Genomic DNA, 16,575 nt, shown 5'->3' on the forward strand with positions numbered 1-16,575 from the left:
ATTTTCCGATCAGGCGCCGAAGCCGCCGTCGACGTTGAGCACGGTGCCGGTCACGAACGAGGCTTCCGGGCTTGCCAGGAACACGACGCCGGCTGCGACTTCCTCGGGGCGGCCGAAGCGCTGCAGCGCATGCTGCAGGCGTTGCGTCTCGGCAAACTCGCCGCCGTCCTTCGGGTTCATGTCGGTGTCGATCGAGCCGGGCTGCACCACGTTCACCGTGATGCCGCGCGGTCCGAGGTCGCGCGCCGCGCCCTTGGTGTAGCCGACGACGGCCGCCTTGGTGGCGACGTAGTCGGCAAGGCCCGGGAACGAGGCGCGATCCGCCAGCATGGAGCCGACGGTGACGATGCGGCCGCCTTCGCCCATCAGCTTGGAGGCGGCGCGGATCGCGGTGATCACGCCGTCGATGTTGATCGCCTCCTGGCGGGCGAGCGTCGCGGTATCGGCCTTGGGATCGTCGACCGCGCCGCCCGATGCGACACCGGCGTTATTGACCAGGATGTCGAGCCGGCCAAAATCCTTGGCGACGGTCTTCACCAGCTGATCGACATCGGATGACGAGGCCTGGTCGGCCTTGTAGGCGCGGGCTTTGACGCCCTTGCCCTTCAACTCGGCGACGACGGCCTCGGCCTTCTCGGGAGAAGCGACGTAGCTGATCGCGACGCTCGCGCCTTCCGCCGCGAGTGCACGGGCGCTGGCCGCGCCGATGCCGCGCGAACCGCCGGTAACGAGGGCGACCTTGCCTGAGAGCTTCTTGGTCATTGGATTTCTCCATCGGTTGAATTTGATGGCACTTGGATATGCCTTTGACTGTGGTATAGAAATAGAAACTATCGAAACTCATTGTTTCCAGTATTGAGCAATCAGGACAGCCGCCCATGTCGAAACTGCCGGACTTCGAGGCGCTCGCGATCTTCGCAAAAGTCGTGGAATTACGGTCCTTTGCGGCGGCCGCGACCGAGCTCTCGCTGTCCAAGGCGACGGTGTCCAAGGCGGTCAGCCGGTTGGAGGAGCGGCTCGGCGCCCGGCTGTTCAACCGCACCTCGCGGCGGCTGGCGCTGACCGATGCCGGCCAGAAATTGTCGGAGCGCGCCGCGCGGCTGCTCGCCGACGGCGAGGCCGCCGAGAACGAGGCGCTGGCGCAATCGACCACGCCGCGCGGCCTGGTGCGGCTCGCGGTGCCGATGAGTTTCGGCATCAAGACGGTGGCGCCGCTGCTGCCGGAATTCATGGAGGCCTATCCGGAGGTTTCGATCGACCTGCATTTGAGCGACGCGACGGTCGATCTGATCGGCGAGGGCTTTGATGCCGGCCTGCGCATCGCGCGGCTGCCGGATTCCTCGCTGATCGCGCGGCGGCTGTGCGGCATGCCGCGCTACACGGTGGCGGCGCCGTCCTATCTGAAGCGCCACGGCCGGCCGACCCATCCGATGCATCTCGCCGAGCACAAATGCTTCGGCTACGCCTATCTCTCGACCCAGGGCGTCTGGCACTACACCAACGCGTCGGGCGAGCAGGCGAGCGTGCGTCCCGCCGGCCAGCTCCGCGTCAACAATGGCGAGGCGGTGATGCCCGCGCTGCTCGCCGGCCTCGGCATCGCCGATCTGCCCGACTTCATCGTCGGCGACGCGATCGCGCGCGGCGAGGTCGAGGTGATCCTGAAAGGCTGGAAGCAGCCCGAGGGCGCCGTGCATCTCGTCACACCGCCCGGCGGCCCGCGTCCTGCGCGGGTCGAGGTGCTGGCGGATTTCCTGGCCAAGCATTTCGCCAAAGGGCGCGCCCAGCGGAAATAGAGCACCGCGCTCAGCGGAAACAGACGCCCGCACGCGCACCGGCCAACCGCCGTGCGGCCCGTCACATTCGTGTCATCCCTTTTAAATTGTATAACTTATGTGAACTAACCCATGATCGTGGGCTGCCGCGATCGTCTATTTCTGCGTCCTGAACCGGTGTTGCCGCAAAGCGCATTTTCGGAGGAACCAGATGATTGATCTGACCAAGCATGATTTCACGTCATTGTCGGTCAAGGACCTGCTCGATGCCCGCGAGGCCTATCACGTGCATCTGGCCCATCTGCAATCGGTCTACGCCACGGCGATCGGGCGCTATCTGATCCGGGACAACGATCGCAACGCGACGGAAAGGAAGGCGCACTCCAAACCGCAGGCGCTCGGTCCGCGCACGCTGTTCAATTCGTCGGTCAAGGACTGGTCGTGGCCCTGCATCCTCGTCTTCGTCCGCGACTGGATGAAGCGCTCCGAGCTGAAGAACCATCCGGAGAAGCAGGACCAGCTGGTACCTCCGTTCCTGTATCTGCCCGACGGTCGCGTCGTGCCCACCTGCGTCGTCAAGGTCGATCCGAACGAGGGCAGTCCCGGCAGCGTCGATCCGCCGGTGTTCAAGAGCGATCTGGTCGGCGGCGGCTTTCCGGTGCAGACCATGATCCAGGGCAAGATCCACCGTGGCTCGATCGGCTGTCTCGTCACCAATGGCGAGACGGTGTTTGCGCTGTCCAACCGTCACGTGGTCGGCGCCGCCGGCCGCGAGATCTTCGCCGGCTTCAAGAACACCGACCGCCGCCTCGGCGTCAGCGATGCGCTGCAACTCGGCAAGCGCGCCTTCAGCGAGGTCTATCCCGGCTGGCCCGGCTCGCGCGTGGTGGCCAATCTCGATGCCGGCTTGATCCGCGTCGACGACGTCAAGGGCTGGACCGCGCAGGTCTACGGCGTCGGCCAGGTCGGCGACGTCGTCGACCTCAATGTCGGCACCTTCCGTCTCGACATCATCAACCAGCCGCTGATCGCGTTCGGTGCGACCAGCGGATTGATGAAGGGCAAGATCCTCGGCCTGTTCTATCGCTACAAGACCGTCGGCGGCATGGAATATGTCAGCGATTTCGTGATCGGCCCGCGCGACGGCGACACGCCGCTCAACAATTATCCGGGCGACTCCGGCACGATGTGGTTCGTCGACGATCCGGACGCCAGGAAGAACGCCAGCGGCGCGCGGATCCTCAGTCCCTTGGCGCTCGAATGGGGCGGCCAGGAACTGTTCGGATCGAGCGGCAAGGTCCCGATGCAGGTTGCGCTCGGTATCTGCATGGCGACGCTGTGCCGCGAGCTCGATGTCGAGTTGATCGGCGACTGGAACGCCGGTCACACCGAGTATTGGGGCGAATGGGGCCACGTCAAGATCGGTGCCTACGCGACCGGTCTGATCGATGCGAAGCTGCCCAAGCTCGCCACCATGATGGACGCCAATTCCGACAATATCGGCCTCGACGACAAGCTGCTTGCCGACCTCAAGCCGCATCAGCGAGGCACGTTCTCGCCGCTGGCCGATGTCGCCGACCTGGTCTGGCGCTTCACCCGGCACACCGACGAAAGCAACCATTTCGCCGACATGGACAAGCCGGGCAGGGACGGCAAGACGCTGCTCGATCTTTGCGCGGAGTCGACGCGCAACGTCGATCCGAAGGTCTGGAACGACTATTACGAGGGGATCGGCGAGGACCGGCGCGGTGCGCTGCCGTTCCGGGTCTGGCAGATTTTCGACGAGATGGTGGAGTACGCCGCCGCCAACAAGAAGCTGGAGTTCGTCTGCGCCGCGGGCATCGTCGCGCATTACATCGGCGATGCCTGCCAGCCGCTGCACATCTCGCAATTCCACCATGGCCTCGATCCGAACGACAAGGCGCATGCCAAGGTGCACAGCGTGTACGAGACCACGATGATCGGCCGCCACGGCAAGGATCTCATCAAGATGATCCCTGACGCCCGGACCAGCGACGTTGCCGAGATTGTCCCTGGCGGCACGCCGACCGGCCGCGACGTCGCGGTTGCCGTGGTCGCGCTGATGCAGCGGACCGTGAAGCGGCTGCCGCCGATGACCATCGTCAACCTGTTCAATTCGCATATGGGCAGCGGCCAGGTCGAGGCGCTGTGGTCGAAGCTGAAGGATGCCACCGCGGCCTGCATGCAGGACGGTGCCAAGACCCTGGCCCGGGTCTGGGAAGCGGCCTGGCGCGCCGGCGCGGGCGAGGATCGCGGGCAGGGCGGCAAGTTCGATCAGGACAGTTTGAGCAAGCTCTACAACGACCCGAGCTTCCTGCCGGCGTTCCCGCTCCAGCAGCTCACACTGGATGCCGACGACCACCTCGTTCCGATCGGAGGAAGCAGCACGCGGCGCCGCAGTGCGACAACCGCGCGACGCGCGCGTCCGCAAGCAGCGAAGAAGGCCGCCAGGAAAGCTGCGAGGGAAACGGCCCGGAAGGCACCGAAGAAGGCGCCGGCGCGCAAGCGGCCGGCCGCGGCAGCTCCGGTCCGACGCGCGGCCGCCAGCAAAAAGACCGCGACCAAGCGCGGCGCGGCCAGCAAACGGTCGGTCGGAAAGTCCCGCAAGGCGGCGCGCAAGCGTTAGCTAGTGCATGATGGAGTCAGGCTGAACCAGCCTCGCGGCAGACTGCTGAACCTCTCCCGCTTGCGGGGGAGGTCGTATCGCATCAGAGATGCGATACGGGTGGGGGCTCTCTCCACGATACGACTCGTGGAGAGAGCCCCCACCCCAACCCTCCCCGCAAGCGGGAGAGGGGGCGCACCGCCTTTGCGACTGCCACTTGGCCTAATTCCGTCAACCGCTAGGACCTGACCCAGCTGGCCTCGATCTTCTTCGTTAGTCAGTCCGCACCGGATGCGGCAGCGGGACGCTTGAGATGCGCGTCCCGCTCCTGCACCATGCGACCAAGCCGCGGCCATGACCGTGGCATTGCGATCGGCTGCGATCGCCAAGAAGGATGACTGGGGAGAAACTCTCGATGAACCGCCGCGAACTCCTGCGCGCCGCTGCCGCATTGCCGCTTGCGCAGACTGCGCTCGCCAACTCCGCGTTTGCGCAAGGCGCCTATCCCAACCGCAACATCACGATGATCGTGCCGTTTCCGGCCGGCGGCCAGGCCGACCTTGCGGCACGGCCGGTGGCGCTCGCGCTGGAGCGCATCCTCGGCAAGCCCGTGATCGTCGACAATCGCGCCGGCGGAGCAGGCGGATCGATCGGCAATGCACAGGCCGCGCGCGCCGAGCCCGACGGCTATACGCTGCTGATGACGCTGTCCTCGCTCGCGGTGCTGCCGGAGGCCGACCGGCTGTTCGATCGTCCGGTTGCCTATGAGGTGTCGCAGTTCGCGCCGGTCGCGCGCGTGCTCGCCGATCCGACGCTGCTGGCGGTGCCGGCCTCGGCGCCGTGGACATCGCTGCAGGAATTCGTCGACGACGCGAAGAAACGCCCGGGACAGATCCCCTACGGCTCGTCCGGTCCGTACGGCACGCTGCATGTCGCGATGGAGATGTTCGCGGCGAGCGCAGGGATAAAGCTGCTGCACGTGCCGTTCCGCGGCGCAGGCCCGGCGCTCACCGCGCTGCTTTCCGGCACCGTGCAGGCATTGGCGTCGGCGCCGGGCACGCTCAAGCAGCAGGTCGAGGACGGCAAGATGCGCGTGCTCGCCAATTGGGGCGCCGAGCGGATCGCGAGCTTCCCCGATCTGCCGACGTTCAAGGAACTCGGCTACAAGGACGTCGAGTTCTACATCTGGGCGGGACTGTTCGCGCAGTCAGCGCTGCCGATGCCGATCATGGACCGGCTGCGCGCGGCGATGGCCGATGCCGTGAAGGCGCCGGAGGTGATCAAGACCTTCGAAACCGCAGGCAGTCCGGTCGCCTATATGGACGCGCCGGCGTTCTCAAAATTTGTTGCAGACGACAGCGCGCGGTTGATCGCGGCGGTGAAAAAGATCGGCAAGGTCGAATAGGTCCCTCCCTCCGGGACAAACTCTCTTCACTTTTAGTTGTCCGCGTGAACGATCCTTGGCCGCATTCATTGGGCAGCTTTGGAGCAAATCGCGGCGCGGGAACTTGCGCGCGCGGGCCAACATCTGGAACTACGGGAGCCCGACATGCGATCGCAGCGGATCGTCCTGAGCCTTGCCATAGCGATCGGCGGAGCTGCCACGGCAACGGCCGCGGTCGCCGAGGAGTATCGGGGAACCTGGGAACAGCAGATGGCGTGCACACCGGACGTGTGGCGGCTCTGCAGCGACCAGGTGCCCGACGTGCAGCGCATCGTGGCTTGCCTGCGGCAGAACACGCCGCAACTTTCCAACAGTTGTCGTGCCGTGTTCGAATCGAACGCGCAACAGCCGCAGACACAAGGGCGGGCCCAACAGCCGCAAATGCAGGGTCGTGCGCCGCAGATGCAGCAGCGGCCGCGTGCACCACAGCCGGTGCAGCCGGCGCCATCGCGGCCACCGTTCGACGATGAGGACTAATTCTCGGGTCTGACTTCGCAGACGTCGACCCATTCGGCTGCGGTCAGCTCCGCCATCCTGTCGGGCGTGATGCGGACCGCGCTGTGGGTCGAGCCCGCCGCCGGCACCACGACATCGAATGCCTTCAGCGATACGTCGCAATAGACCGGCAGTGGCGTCTTCAGCCCGAACGGGCAGACGCCGCCGACCTCGTGACCGGTGATGTCGGCGACCTCGTCGAGGCCGAGCATCTTCGGCTTGCCGCCGAACGCCGCCTTGACCTTCTTGTTGTCCATCCGCGACGTCCCGGCGGCAACGATCAGCACCACGCGGTCGCCGACCCGCAGGCTCAACGTCTTGGCGATCCGCGCCGGCTCGACGCCGTAGGCCTCCGCCGCCAGCACGACGGTCGCGGAGCTCGTGGTGGATTCGATCACGGAGATTTCGGGCGCCTTCTCGGCGAAGAAGGCGCGGACGGAGTCGAGACTCATAATGTTCAGGACCTTGCAGACACCAGAGCGGGAAGTTCGGAGAGACCGTGGATCCGGTGATCGGGCACGACGCCGAGCTCGTCCATCTGGGTACGCAGTGCCTTGAACATCGTCAATGGGGCGACCGTCTCGCTTTCGACGCAGGCCAGCGCCATCGCTTCCGGCGTCACCCGCTCGATCCATGCGACGTTGAGGCCGAACGACTTGGCACCGCAGGCGTCCCACGGATTGGAGGAGATGAACAGCACCTCCGCCGGCGGTACTTTCAGCACCTCCTCGATCAGCGTGTAGGCTTCGGGCGCCGGCTTGAACACCTTGTGGGCATCGACGCTGATGGTCGCATTGAGCACGCAGTCGAGTCCTGAGTTGCGCACCAGCGCATTCAGCATGTCAGGGCTGCCGTTGGAGAGGATCGCGAGCTTCTTGTCCTTCATCGCCTCGAGCGCGGCGACCGCATCCGGATACAGCGCCAGATGCTGATACTTGTCGATGATGCGGGCGAAGGTCGCCGCGTCATATTGCAGGCCGAGGCAGCGCAGCGTGTAGGCGAGGGAGTCGCGAGTTACGCCGGCGAAATCCTGGTAGCGCCGCATCAGCGAACGCAGCCAGCTATATTCGAGCTGCTTGATGCGCCAGATCTGCGTGATGATGTCGCCGTAGCCGGGGAACGCATCCTCGGTGACGTCGGCCACCGACTGGACGTCGTAGAGTGTGCCGTAGGCGTCGAAGACGATTGCCTTGATGGTCATTGTGATCTCTCTTGCCCGCCGATTGTCGCATACAGGAATTTCCTGAGTGCGTCGATGGATTGATCCCTGGCTACCTCGTTGAATTCGAGGTGATGACCGAGCATCTGCACCGGCGTGCTGTAATGCTGCACGTCGAAACCGTGATAGGCGCCGGGATAGACGATCAGCTCGATCGGATGTCCCGCACGATTTTGCCGGGAGATGCCGTAGTCGTCGCGGCCTTCGGCCAGGGTCCGGCACTCCTTGGCCGGCGTCCAGTCGTCGAGCTCGCCGACCATGATCAGCGTCGGCACCGTCATGTCGCCCTTGATGCTGAGGCAGGGCGGGTAGAACGCGACGGCCGCGCGGAATTTCTCTGCCGCGTTATGTTCGATCGCGCCGCGCTCGACCGAGAGCAGGGCGAGCCAGGCGCCTTGCGAGAACCCGACTACCGCGACGCGATCGGGATCGACCGCCGATTGCCGCGCGAGATAGCTCAGCGCACGATAGGCGTCATGGACGGTTGCGGCCGGCGCGCCGCTCGTGCAGGCGCTGGTGATGCCGCGCGGCCCGAACCGGTCGACCGTGAGCGTGACATAGCCCCAGGCCGCCAGCCGCTTGCCCCAGCGCTCGTCGAGTTGCTTGAAGAAGCCGCTGCAGCCGTGCAGCAGCACCACGGCGGGCGAGGGGCCCGGTCCATCGGGTGTTCGCAGATAGCCTTGCAGTGGCTGCGCACTTGCAAGCGGGCTCTCGAATTCGACGAACGCGGCCGGCTGCCCGGCGCGTGCCGCGCAGCAGAGTTCTGCGCTTCCGATCAGGAGTGCGGAGAGGGTGGCAAGTCCGGTGAAGTTCGTCATGAACCACCTCCGAAGCTTGCCGCCGACAATACTCCCTTAGATCATGATGCGCTTCCACGGAATCGCATCATGATCTCATCTCCTTGTTTGGGCATGATCTTTTCGGAAAACCGCTTCGCACTTTTCCGGATCATGCTCTAGATCCCCAAAATCTTCCGCGCGTTGGCCTTCATGACCTTCGGCCGGATCTCCTCGCGGATGTCGAGCTTGGCGAAATCGGCGAGCCAGCGGTCCGGCGTGATCACCGGCCAGTCCGAGCCGAACAGCATCTTGTCCTGCAGGATCGAGTTGATGTAGCGCACCAGGATCGGCGGGAAGTATTTCGGCGACCAGCCGGAGAGGTCGATATAGACGTTCGGCTTGTGGGTCGCGACCGACAGCGCCTCTTCCTGCCAGGGGAAGGAGGGATGCGCGAGGATGATCTTGAGGTCGGGGAAATCGGCCGCGACGTCGTCCATGTACATCGGGTTGGAATATTTCAGCCGCATCCCCATGCCGCCCGGCATGCCGGAGCCGACGCCGGTCTGGCCGGTGTGGAATAGCGCGATTGCGCCGCCGTCATTGATGGCTTCATAGAGCGGGTAGGCCATGCGGTCGTTGGCGTAGAAGCCCTGCATGGTCGGGTGGAATTTGAAGCCGCGGACGCCGTATTCCTCGATCAGCTTGCGTGCCTCGCGGACGCCGAGCTTGCCCTTGTGCGGATCGATCGAGACGAACGGGATCAGCACGTCGAGATGGTCGGAGGCGACCTCGAGCATTTCGTAATTGTTGTAGCGGCGGAAGCCGGTCTCGCGCTCGGCGTCGACCGGGAAGATCACCGCGGCGATGTTCTTGGCGCGGTAGTAGGCCGCGGTCTCCGGCACGGTCGGCGGATGCTTGTGCGGCGACTTGAAGTAGTCGGCCATCTGCGCCTGGAAGTCGTCATAGCCGTCGTCGCCATGCATGCCGCACGGCTCCTCGGCATGGGTGTGGATGTCGATCGCGGTGACCTTTTCGATGTCGGGCAGTTTGAGCTTGGGCATTCGGTTTCCCCGGCGGCGTGTTCATTGGTGATGGAAAATAATTATATGATATAACGATTTTCGCAAGCACCGAGGAGTTGAAGGATTCTGGCCGCGCGCAGAGCTCAATCCGGCGCAAAGTCCCGTTCGGTCACGGTCGGGGACGGGCGCGAGGAGGACGGAAACGCGATTCGGCGGCCGTGACGCCATCGTCAAAGGGACATGGCGGGTCGCCTCGATGGCCCGGATAATTGTGGCCGTCGCCGTTTCCGGAGCGATCTCAAGGGTGTGGCTCGGTGCCTTCCGCGGGTTCCCGGCCAGGATAGGCCCGAAAATCGTCCTGTCTCGGTTGACATTTAACGGTCCGATGGCTTAGAACCCGGCCGTCCCGGGCGGTAGGCCGCTTGTCGGGATAAATCCCATTTTGCCAAATATTGGCATTGATCAGGTACGGCCTCCAACACGGGCCTTTCGAAGTAACAGGATTGTCCCATGAAGGTCCGTAACTCGCTGAAGTCGCTGCGCGGCCGCCATCGCAACAACCGTCTGGTTCGCCGCAAGGGCCGCGTCTATGTGATCAACAAGGTCCAGCGCCGCTTCAAGGCGCGCCAGGGTTGATCCGACAAATCTGATCGACAAGGCTGATCCCGCCCGGATCGCCGGCCGATTCCGATCCTTCCTTCACAGGTCTTTGACGCCGCGCTGCTTTGCAGTGCGGCGTTGTGCGTCTAGACTTCCGCCATGGGATCAAAGCTCGGATTCAAGTTCCTGGGGCCCGCCAACCGCCGGCTGGCGATCCTGATCGCCGCGCTTCTGGCCGGACCTGTTTTGACTTTGCCTGTTGCAGCCGTCGCGCAGGACGATCCGCGGGTGGTCCCGCCGCCCAAGGCCCAGAAAAAGCTACCTGAAGCGCCGACCAAGCTGCCGAAGGTGCCGGCCGACCGCACCCGCGGGCTGGATTTCCTGTTCGGCGCCCTGAAGGCCGCCCCCGACGAGGACAGCGCCCGCCATGTCGAGGCGCGGATCTGGGCGCTGTGGCTGCAAACCCCGAGCGATACCGCGGCGCTGTTGATGGTGCGCGCCAAGGCGGCGATCGACGCCCAGAATGTCGATGTCGCGCTGAAGCTGCTGGACGCGGTGATCAAGCTCCGCCCCGACTATGTCGAAGCCTGGAACCGGCGTGCGACGATCTACTATTTGAAGAACGATTACGTTCGTTCGCTGGGAGACCTGCAGCAGGTGCTGACCCGCGAACCCCGCCATTTCGGCGCGCTGGCGGGCGTCGGCATGATCATGCAGGACATGGGCGACGACAAGCGCGCGCTCGACGCCTTCCGCAAGGCGCTGGCTGTCGATCCCTACCTCGAGAAGGTGCCGCAGATCGTCAAGCAGCTGACCGAAAAGGTCGAAGGCCGCGACATCTGATTGCGTGCGATTGATCGCGATCGTGGGGCGATGGCCGCGAATGGGCACGTTGCTCACGAGCCTGATGCTTGCTCGCGATACGGTCCGGCGTAGGAGGCTAGTGCAAGAACTTGCCGCGGGACGCGGTGTCCTGGGCTACGGCAGCATAGAATTGCTGAAGCTCCGCCTCCAGGTGCTCATTCACCAGCAACAGTGCCTTCAGGGCGCCGCGCAGGTCGCCATTGCAGCTCGCCACGATCTGATCGATGGCCGCATCGCTAGGGTCGGAAATCATGGTACTCCTCCGATTACTTCCCGTTGAACTCGTCATGCGGACGCGGGTTCCTGTGGATACTGTGTACAAGCCTGGAAGCAGTCCAGTAGCGTCCCGGTGTCGATGAAGCCTCGCGTCTGATGGCGAAAATGCCACCGCCAATCTATGAAATTACTAATGACGCAGGTATGAACCCGCTATCCACAGGCTGGGCGCATTGTGGACAACTCCGCGCCGGGGCGCGGGCCGGAAAATCGACGATTGGCTTTTCGAACAAGAGCATACCCGGGCAGGGGGCACATCCGCGCGAAACCTGATTTCGGCTTCGTCGTAATTCTCAGGTGCCCAATCAGGTGCCTAAGCCCTTTCGGATCCCCTCGATGTTGACCGTAATCATTGTGCTGGCGGTAGCCGGGCTGGCGCTGGCCCTGGCGACACAGCTCGGCGCCCTGCTGATCCAGCGTACCTTTCCGCCTCGGGGCCGAATGATCGATGTGGCCGGGGCGCGGCTGCATGTGGTCGAACTCGGCCCGCGCGACGCGGTCGGCCCGCCGGTCGTGATGCTGCATGGCGCAAGCTCCAATCTGCGCGCGATGCAGCCGCTCGGCGATCGCATTGCCAAAGCGCGCCGGGTGATCCTGATCGACCGGCCGGGTCACGGCTGGAGTCCGCGCGAGCGCGTCGCGGATTCGACGCCCGCGATCCAGGGCCGGATGATCGTGGAGGCGCTGACCAGGCTCGGCGTCGAGCGGGCGATCGTGGTGGCGCATTCCTGGGCCGGCGCGCTTGCCTTGCGCATTGCGCTGGATCATCCGGATCGCGTCGCCGGCCTCGTGCTGCTCGCCCCTGTCGCCTATCCGTGGCGCGGCGGCGCCGGCCGCTACAATGATGTGATCGCGACACCACTGATCGGACCGTTGCTTGCGCATACGATCACGCTGCCGCTCGGTCTCCTCATTGCCAGTTCGGCTGCGCACGGCGTGTTCGCGCCGCAGCCGATACCGGCTGACTTCGTCCGCGACAGCGAGGCATTGCTGCTGCTGCGTCCGCGCGAGTTCATCGCCAATGCGCGCGACCTCGTCACGCTGAAGGCCGCCGTCGTCGAACAGGCCCCGCGCTATGCCGAGATCAGGGCGCCGCTGTCGATCATTTCGGGCGACGTCGACAAGACGGTCTCGACCGGCATCCACTCGCGGCCGCTCGCCGCATCGGCGCCGAACGCGAAGCTGATCGTGCTGCCGGGCACAGGCCACATGGTGCAATACGTCGTGCCCGACCTCGTGGCGTCCGAGATCGAGACGATGGCCGACCTGATGATGCGGGACGTGGTGACGGCGCAATAGCTGCCGCGCCTTTGCGCCGCGCGAATGTGATCCGGCAAGGCTTGCGCCGCCGCGTGGCGCCGAACATCATGCGTTCCACCGGTTTCGGATTGCAGCAAAGGACACGTCTCATGCGGATCGACAACATTGCCGACCTCATCGCTGAAACCCTTGCCCAGGCCGGCGTCAAGCGCATCTACGGCGTCGTCGGCGACAGCCTCAACGGCCTGACCGAGGCGTTGCGCAAGCGCGGCACGATCGATTGGCTGCATGTGCGTCACGAGGAGGTGGCCGCGTTCGCCGCCGCCGCCGAATCCCAGATCACGGGCGCGCTCGCGGTGTGCGCGGGCTCCTGCGGCCCGGGCAATCTCCATCTCATCAACGGCCTGTTCGACGCGCATCGCAGCCGCACGCCGGTGCTGGCGCTGGCGGCACAGATCCCGTCGGCCGAGATCGGCGGCGGCTATTTCCAGGAGACCCATCCGCAGGACCTGTTTCGCGAATGCAGCCATTATTGCGAACTGGTGTCGGATCCGGGGCAACTGCCCTACATGCTGGAGAACGCGATCCGCGCCGCGGTCGGCAAGCGCGGCGTCGCCGTATTGGTGCTGCCCGGCGACGTTGCGATGCGGACGGCGCCGAAGCGCGACATCGCACCGAATGCCGGCCTGCTGCCGCCGGCGCCGGTGGTGCGTCCGGCCGAACCTGAGTTGAATGCGTTGGCGGCGCTGCTCAATGGCGCGCGGCGCGTCACGCTGTTCTGCGGTCGCGGCTGCGCCGGCGCGCATGACGGCTTGATCAAGCTTGCCGAGACGCTGAAGAGCCCGATCGTGCACGCGCTCGGCGGCAAGGAATATGTCGAATACGACAACCCCTATGACGTCGGCATGACCGGCTTCATCGGCTTCTCCTCCGGCTATGCCGCCATGCACGGCTGCGACGTGCTGCTGATGCTGGGCACCGATTTTCCCTACAAGCAGTTCTTCCCGGCCGGCATCAACATCGCGCAGGTCGATATCCGCCCCGAAAATCTCGGCCGCCGCTGCAAGCTCGATCTCGGCATCGTCGGCGACGTCGGCGAGACCATCGCCGCGCTGCTGCCGAAGCTCCATGTGAAGACCGACCGCAAGCATCTCGATGCCAGCCTCGCGCATTACAAGGACGCCCGCGCCGGGCTCGACGATCTCGCCCGCGGCAAGCCGGGCCAAAAGCCGATCCATCCGCAATATCTGGCGCGCCTGCTCAGCGAGCAGGCGAGCGAGGATGCGGTGTTCACGGCCGACGTCGGCACGCCGACGATCTGGGCCGCGCGCTATCTGAAAATGAACGGCCGCCGCCGTCTGGTCGGCTCCTGGGTGCACGGCTCGATGGCCAATGCGATGGCGCATGCGATCGGGGCGCAGGCGGCGCAGCCCGGCCGGCAGGTGGTGTCGATGTCCGGCGACGGCGGCTTTGCCATGCTGATGGGCGATTTGATCACGCTGACCCAGGCCAAGCTGCCGGTGAAGGTCGTGATCTTCAACAACAGCGTGCTCGGCTTCGTCGCGCTGGAGATGAAGGCCGCCGGCTTCATCGAGACCGGGGTTGATCTGAAGAATCCGGATTTCGCGGCGATGGCCCGCGCCATGGGCATTCACGGCGTCAGGGTGGAGGATCCCGGCGAGCTCGAGGGCGCGATCCGCGACGTGCTCGCGCATAACGGCCCGGCGGTGCTCGACGTCGTGACCGCGACGCAAGAACTGTCGATGCCGCCGACCATTACGCTGGAGCAGGTGAAGGGGTTCAGCCTGTGGGTGCTGCGCGCGGTGATGAGCGGCCGCGGCGACGAGGTGGTCGATCTCGCCAAGACCAATCTGTTGCCGCGCTGATCGCGGCGGCCGGGCATGATCCGGAAAAGTGCGTGGCGCTTTTCCCTCGTGACAAACGCGGGACGCGTCCGCGCGGAGATCATGTTCAAATCAGAGAGCCAGAAGGGGATGGCGTTTCGAAGAAAAGCCATCCCGTTCTAACGTCCGCCCCGGCATTGGCGCCGGGCGGACGGCGACCGATACCGCCGATTACTTCTGCTTGCCGTCCTTGTCGAACGACGAGACGTAGGCCCAGAGGTTGTTGGCCTCGTTCTCGTTCTTGATGCCGGCGAATGCCATCTTGGTGCCGGGGATCTTGGCCTTCGGGTCCTTGATGTATTCGAGGAAGGTTTCCTTGTTCCAGGTGATGCCGGAATTCTTGTTGGCATCGGAATAATTGTAGTCCGGCGCGGAGCCGGAATGGCGGCCGTCGAGGCCGTTGAGCTCGGGGCCGACCTTGTTCTTGGCGCCTTCGCCGATTGCGTGGCAGGCGAGGCATTTATTGAACGAGGTCTTGCCGGCGGCGGCATCCTGCGCCAGCGCGGAGGATGCGGAAGCCAGCGATGTGACGACCGCCAGCGCGCTCAAGGTCTTTAGGTTCATGGGGTTCTCTTCGTTTCGTCCCGGGAGGTAGTGATCGTTTGTGGCATGTCCGGCTTGGACAGGACAAGCCACGAAACTTTGACAGGTTTCGCGGCCGCCCGCTTGTCCGAGAGAGAACTCGCCATTGCGGGGTGGGGCAATCCGACCTTCGGCCGGTCCACTGAAACAGGTGCAGACGTGATTGATTTGTCGTAACAAATCGGCGAAGGGCCAAAGCCCATCCGAGGGAACAACGATGTCCATCATGATGCCGGCGGCCGACCAGGCCGTCCTCGCTCGCCGCGCCGAAATCGTGGCCGCCTTGCGCGCAATCGTCCCGGGCGAGGGCGTGATCGACAGTGCCGCCGAGATGCTGGCCTATGAATCCGACGGCCTGACCGCCTATCGGCAGCCGCCGATGGTCGTGGTGCTGCCCGATACCACCGAGCAGGTGTCGAAGGTGCTCAAATATTGCCAGGGCCAGCGCATCAAGGTGGTGCCGCGCGGCTCCGGCACCTCGCTGTCCGGCGGCGCGCTGCCGCTTGCCGACGGCGTGCTGCTCGGACTAGGCAAGTTCAAGCGGATTCGCGAGATCGACTTCGACAACCGCGTCGTTGTCACCGAGCCCGGCGTCACCAACCTCGCGATCAGCCAGGCGGTCGCCCATGCCGGCTTCTACTACGCGCCCGATCCGTCGTCGCAGATCGCCTGCTCGATCGGCGGCAATGTCGCGGAGAATTCCGGCGGTGTGCACTGCCTGAAATACGGCATGACCACCAACAATGTGCTCGGCTGCGAGATCGTGCTGATGTCGGGCGAGATCCTGCGCATCGGCGGCAAGTCGGCCGAGAATGCCGGCTATGATCTGATGGGAATCATCACCGGCTCGGAGGGACTGCTCGGCGTCATCACCGAGATCACCGTGCGCATCCTGCAGAAGCCGGAGACGGCGCGTGCGCTGATGGTCGGCTTCGCCGAGGTCGAAGCGGCCGGCGAATGCGTCGCCCGGATCATCGGCGCCGGCATCATCCCGGGCGGCATGGAGATGATGGACAAGCCCGCGATCCACGCCGCGGAGGCGTTCGTTCATGCCGGTTATCCGCTGGACGTCGAGGCGCTTTTGATCATCGAGCTCGACGGCCCCCAGGTCGAGGTCGACGAGCTGATCAAGCGGGTCGAGGCGATCGCGCAAGGCTGCGGCTCGACCTCCTGCCAGATCTCGACCTCGGAGGCCGAGCGCAATCTGTTCTGGGCCGGCCGCAAGGCGGCGTTCCCCGCGGTCGGGCGGATCTCGCCGGACTATCTCTGCATGGACGGTACCATCCCGCGCGGCGCCTTGCCGAAGGCCCTGGCGCGGATCCGCGAGCTCTCCGAGAAATACGGCCTCGGCGTCGCCAACGTGTTCCACGCCGGCGACGGCAATCTGCACCCCTTGATCCTCTACGATGCCAACAAGCCGGGCGAGATCGAGAAGGCGGAGGCGTTCGGCGCCGACATCCTGCGCTGCTGCGTCGAGCTCGGTGGCGTGCTCACCGGCGAGCACGGGGTCGGGATCGAGAAGCGCGACCTGATGCCGGACATGTTCACCGAGATCGACCTCAACCAGCAGCAGCGGCTGAAATGCGCCTTCGATGCCGAGGGCCTGCTCAACCCCGGCAAGGTGTTTCCGACCCTGCACCGCTGCGCCGAGCTCGGCCGCGTGCATGTTCACGCCGGCAAGCTGGCGTTCCCGGATATCCCGCGGTTCTAGAGCATGATCCGGAAAAGTGCG

16 protein-coding genes are annotated in these 16,575 nt (G+C 64.9%); 9 read left to right on the forward strand and 7 right to left on the reverse strand.

What is annotated here, in order from left to right; translation table 11 throughout:
* Window positions 1-9: 9 nt before the first annotated feature.
* A complete protein-coding gene (locus QJT82_RS17725; RefSeq protein ID WP_028341124.1) occupies window positions 10-762 on the reverse strand; it encodes an SDR family oxidoreductase in 753 nt (250 codons plus the stop codon).
* 116 nt (window positions 763-878) lie between these two features.
* On the opposite strand from QJT82_RS17725, the gene QJT82_RS17730 reads away from it, so the two are divergent.
* From QJT82_RS17730 to QJT82_RS17745, 4 genes are all read left to right on the forward strand, one after another.
* Entirely contained in the window at window positions 879-1,793 is a 915-nt protein-coding gene (locus tag QJT82_RS17730; protein WP_016846155.1) for a LysR family transcriptional regulator, read from the forward strand.
* Between the two features lie 190 nt (window positions 1,794-1,983).
* Window positions 1,984-4,419, forward strand: coding sequence for a hypothetical protein (locus QJT82_RS17735; RefSeq protein WP_051447891.1), 2,436 nt, complete (start codon window positions 1,984-1,986; stop codon window positions 4,417-4,419).
* Between the two features lie 394 nt (window positions 4,420-4,813).
* Entirely contained in the window at window positions 4,814-5,803 is a 990-nt protein-coding gene (locus QJT82_RS17740; RefSeq protein ID WP_028341123.1) for a tripartite tricarboxylate transporter substrate binding protein, read from the forward strand.
* 144 nt (window positions 5,804-5,947) lie between these two features.
* Window positions 5,948-6,319 (forward strand): hypothetical protein, encoded by a 372-nt coding sequence (locus tag QJT82_RS17745; RefSeq protein WP_196238169.1) that lies wholly within the window; start codon window positions 5,948-5,950, stop codon window positions 6,317-6,319.
* On the opposite strand, the gene QJT82_RS17750 is transcribed toward QJT82_RS17745, so the two are convergent.
* The 4 genes from QJT82_RS17750 to QJT82_RS17765 form a co-directional block, all read right to left on the reverse strand.
* Window positions 6,316-6,789 (reverse strand): YbaK/EbsC family protein, encoded by a 474-nt coding sequence (locus tag QJT82_RS17750; RefSeq protein ID WP_028341121.1) that lies wholly within the window; start codon window positions 6,787-6,789, stop codon window positions 6,316-6,318. The genes QJT82_RS17745 and QJT82_RS17750 overlap by 4 nt on opposite strands.
* A gap of 5 nt (window positions 6,790-6,794) precedes the next feature.
* Window positions 6,795-7,538, reverse strand: coding sequence for a haloacid dehalogenase type II (locus tag QJT82_RS17755; protein WP_028341120.1), 744 nt, complete (start codon window positions 7,536-7,538; stop codon window positions 6,795-6,797).
* Window positions 7,535-8,374 carry a dienelactone hydrolase family protein gene (locus QJT82_RS17760; RefSeq protein ID WP_028341119.1) on the reverse strand — a complete coding sequence of 280 codons (840 nt, stop codon included), beginning with the start codon at window positions 8,372-8,374 and terminating at the stop codon, window positions 7,535-7,537. Before QJT82_RS17760 ends, QJT82_RS17755 begins: the two co-directional genes overlap by 4 nt.
* Before the next feature lie 137 nt (window positions 8,375-8,511).
* Window positions 8,512-9,396, reverse strand: a complete 885-nt coding sequence (locus tag QJT82_RS17765; RefSeq protein WP_018269758.1) for a 4-hydroxyphenyl-beta-ketoacyl-CoA hydrolase — start codon at window positions 9,394-9,396, stop codon at window positions 8,512-8,514.
* A gap of 471 nt (window positions 9,397-9,867) precedes the next feature.
* Between QJT82_RS17765 and ykgO the strand changes: the two genes are divergently transcribed.
* The gene (ykgO, locus tag QJT82_RS17770) at window positions 9,868-9,993 is read left to right on the forward strand and encodes a type B 50S ribosomal protein L36 (RefSeq protein WP_002718645.1); all 126 of its coding nucleotides are present in this window, start codon (window positions 9,868-9,870) and stop codon (window positions 9,991-9,993) included.
* 123 nt (window positions 9,994-10,116) lie between these two features.
* Window positions 10,117-10,800, forward strand: a complete 684-nt coding sequence (locus tag QJT82_RS17775; RefSeq protein WP_051447890.1) for a tetratricopeptide repeat protein — start codon at window positions 10,117-10,119, stop codon at window positions 10,798-10,800.
* Window positions 10,801-10,897: 97 nt separating this feature from the next.
* Here QJT82_RS17775 and QJT82_RS17780 read toward each other — a convergent pair whose 3' ends face one another.
* Window positions 10,898-11,074, reverse strand: coding sequence for a hypothetical protein (locus tag QJT82_RS17780; protein ID WP_018269760.1), 177 nt, complete (start codon window positions 11,072-11,074; stop codon window positions 10,898-10,900).
* Window positions 11,075-11,433: 359 nt separating this feature from the next.
* On the opposite strand from QJT82_RS17780, the gene QJT82_RS17785 reads away from it, so the two are divergent.
* The gene (locus QJT82_RS17785) at window positions 11,434-12,396 is read left to right on the forward strand and encodes an alpha/beta hydrolase (RefSeq protein WP_028341117.1); all 963 of its coding nucleotides are present in this window, start codon (window positions 11,434-11,436) and stop codon (window positions 12,394-12,396) included.
* Window positions 12,397-12,506: 110 nt separating this feature from the next.
* Window positions 12,507-14,243, forward strand: coding sequence for a ubiquinone-dependent pyruvate dehydrogenase (poxB, locus tag QJT82_RS17790; RefSeq protein ID WP_028341116.1), 1,737 nt, complete (start codon window positions 12,507-12,509; stop codon window positions 14,241-14,243).
* 189 nt (window positions 14,244-14,432) lie between these two features.
* Here the strand turns inward: poxB and cycA are convergent, their stop codons facing one another.
* Window positions 14,433-14,825 (reverse strand): cytochrome c-550 CycA, encoded by a 393-nt coding sequence (cycA, locus tag QJT82_RS17795; RefSeq protein WP_018269764.1) that lies wholly within the window; start codon window positions 14,823-14,825, stop codon window positions 14,433-14,435.
* Between the two features lie 235 nt (window positions 14,826-15,060).
* Between cycA and QJT82_RS17800 the strand changes: the two genes are divergently transcribed.
* On the forward strand, window positions 15,061-16,554 hold the full coding sequence (locus QJT82_RS17800) for an FAD-linked oxidase C-terminal domain-containing protein (RefSeq protein WP_028341115.1): 1,494 nt from the start codon (window positions 15,061-15,063) through the stop codon (window positions 16,552-16,554).
* The last annotated feature ends 21 nt before the right edge of the window (window positions 16,555-16,575 follow it).

This window comes from Bradyrhizobium sp. Mp19 (assembly GCF_029952935.1).
Classification (GTDB): Bacteria; Pseudomonadota; Alphaproteobacteria; order Rhizobiales; family Xanthobacteraceae; genus Bradyrhizobium; species Bradyrhizobium elkanii.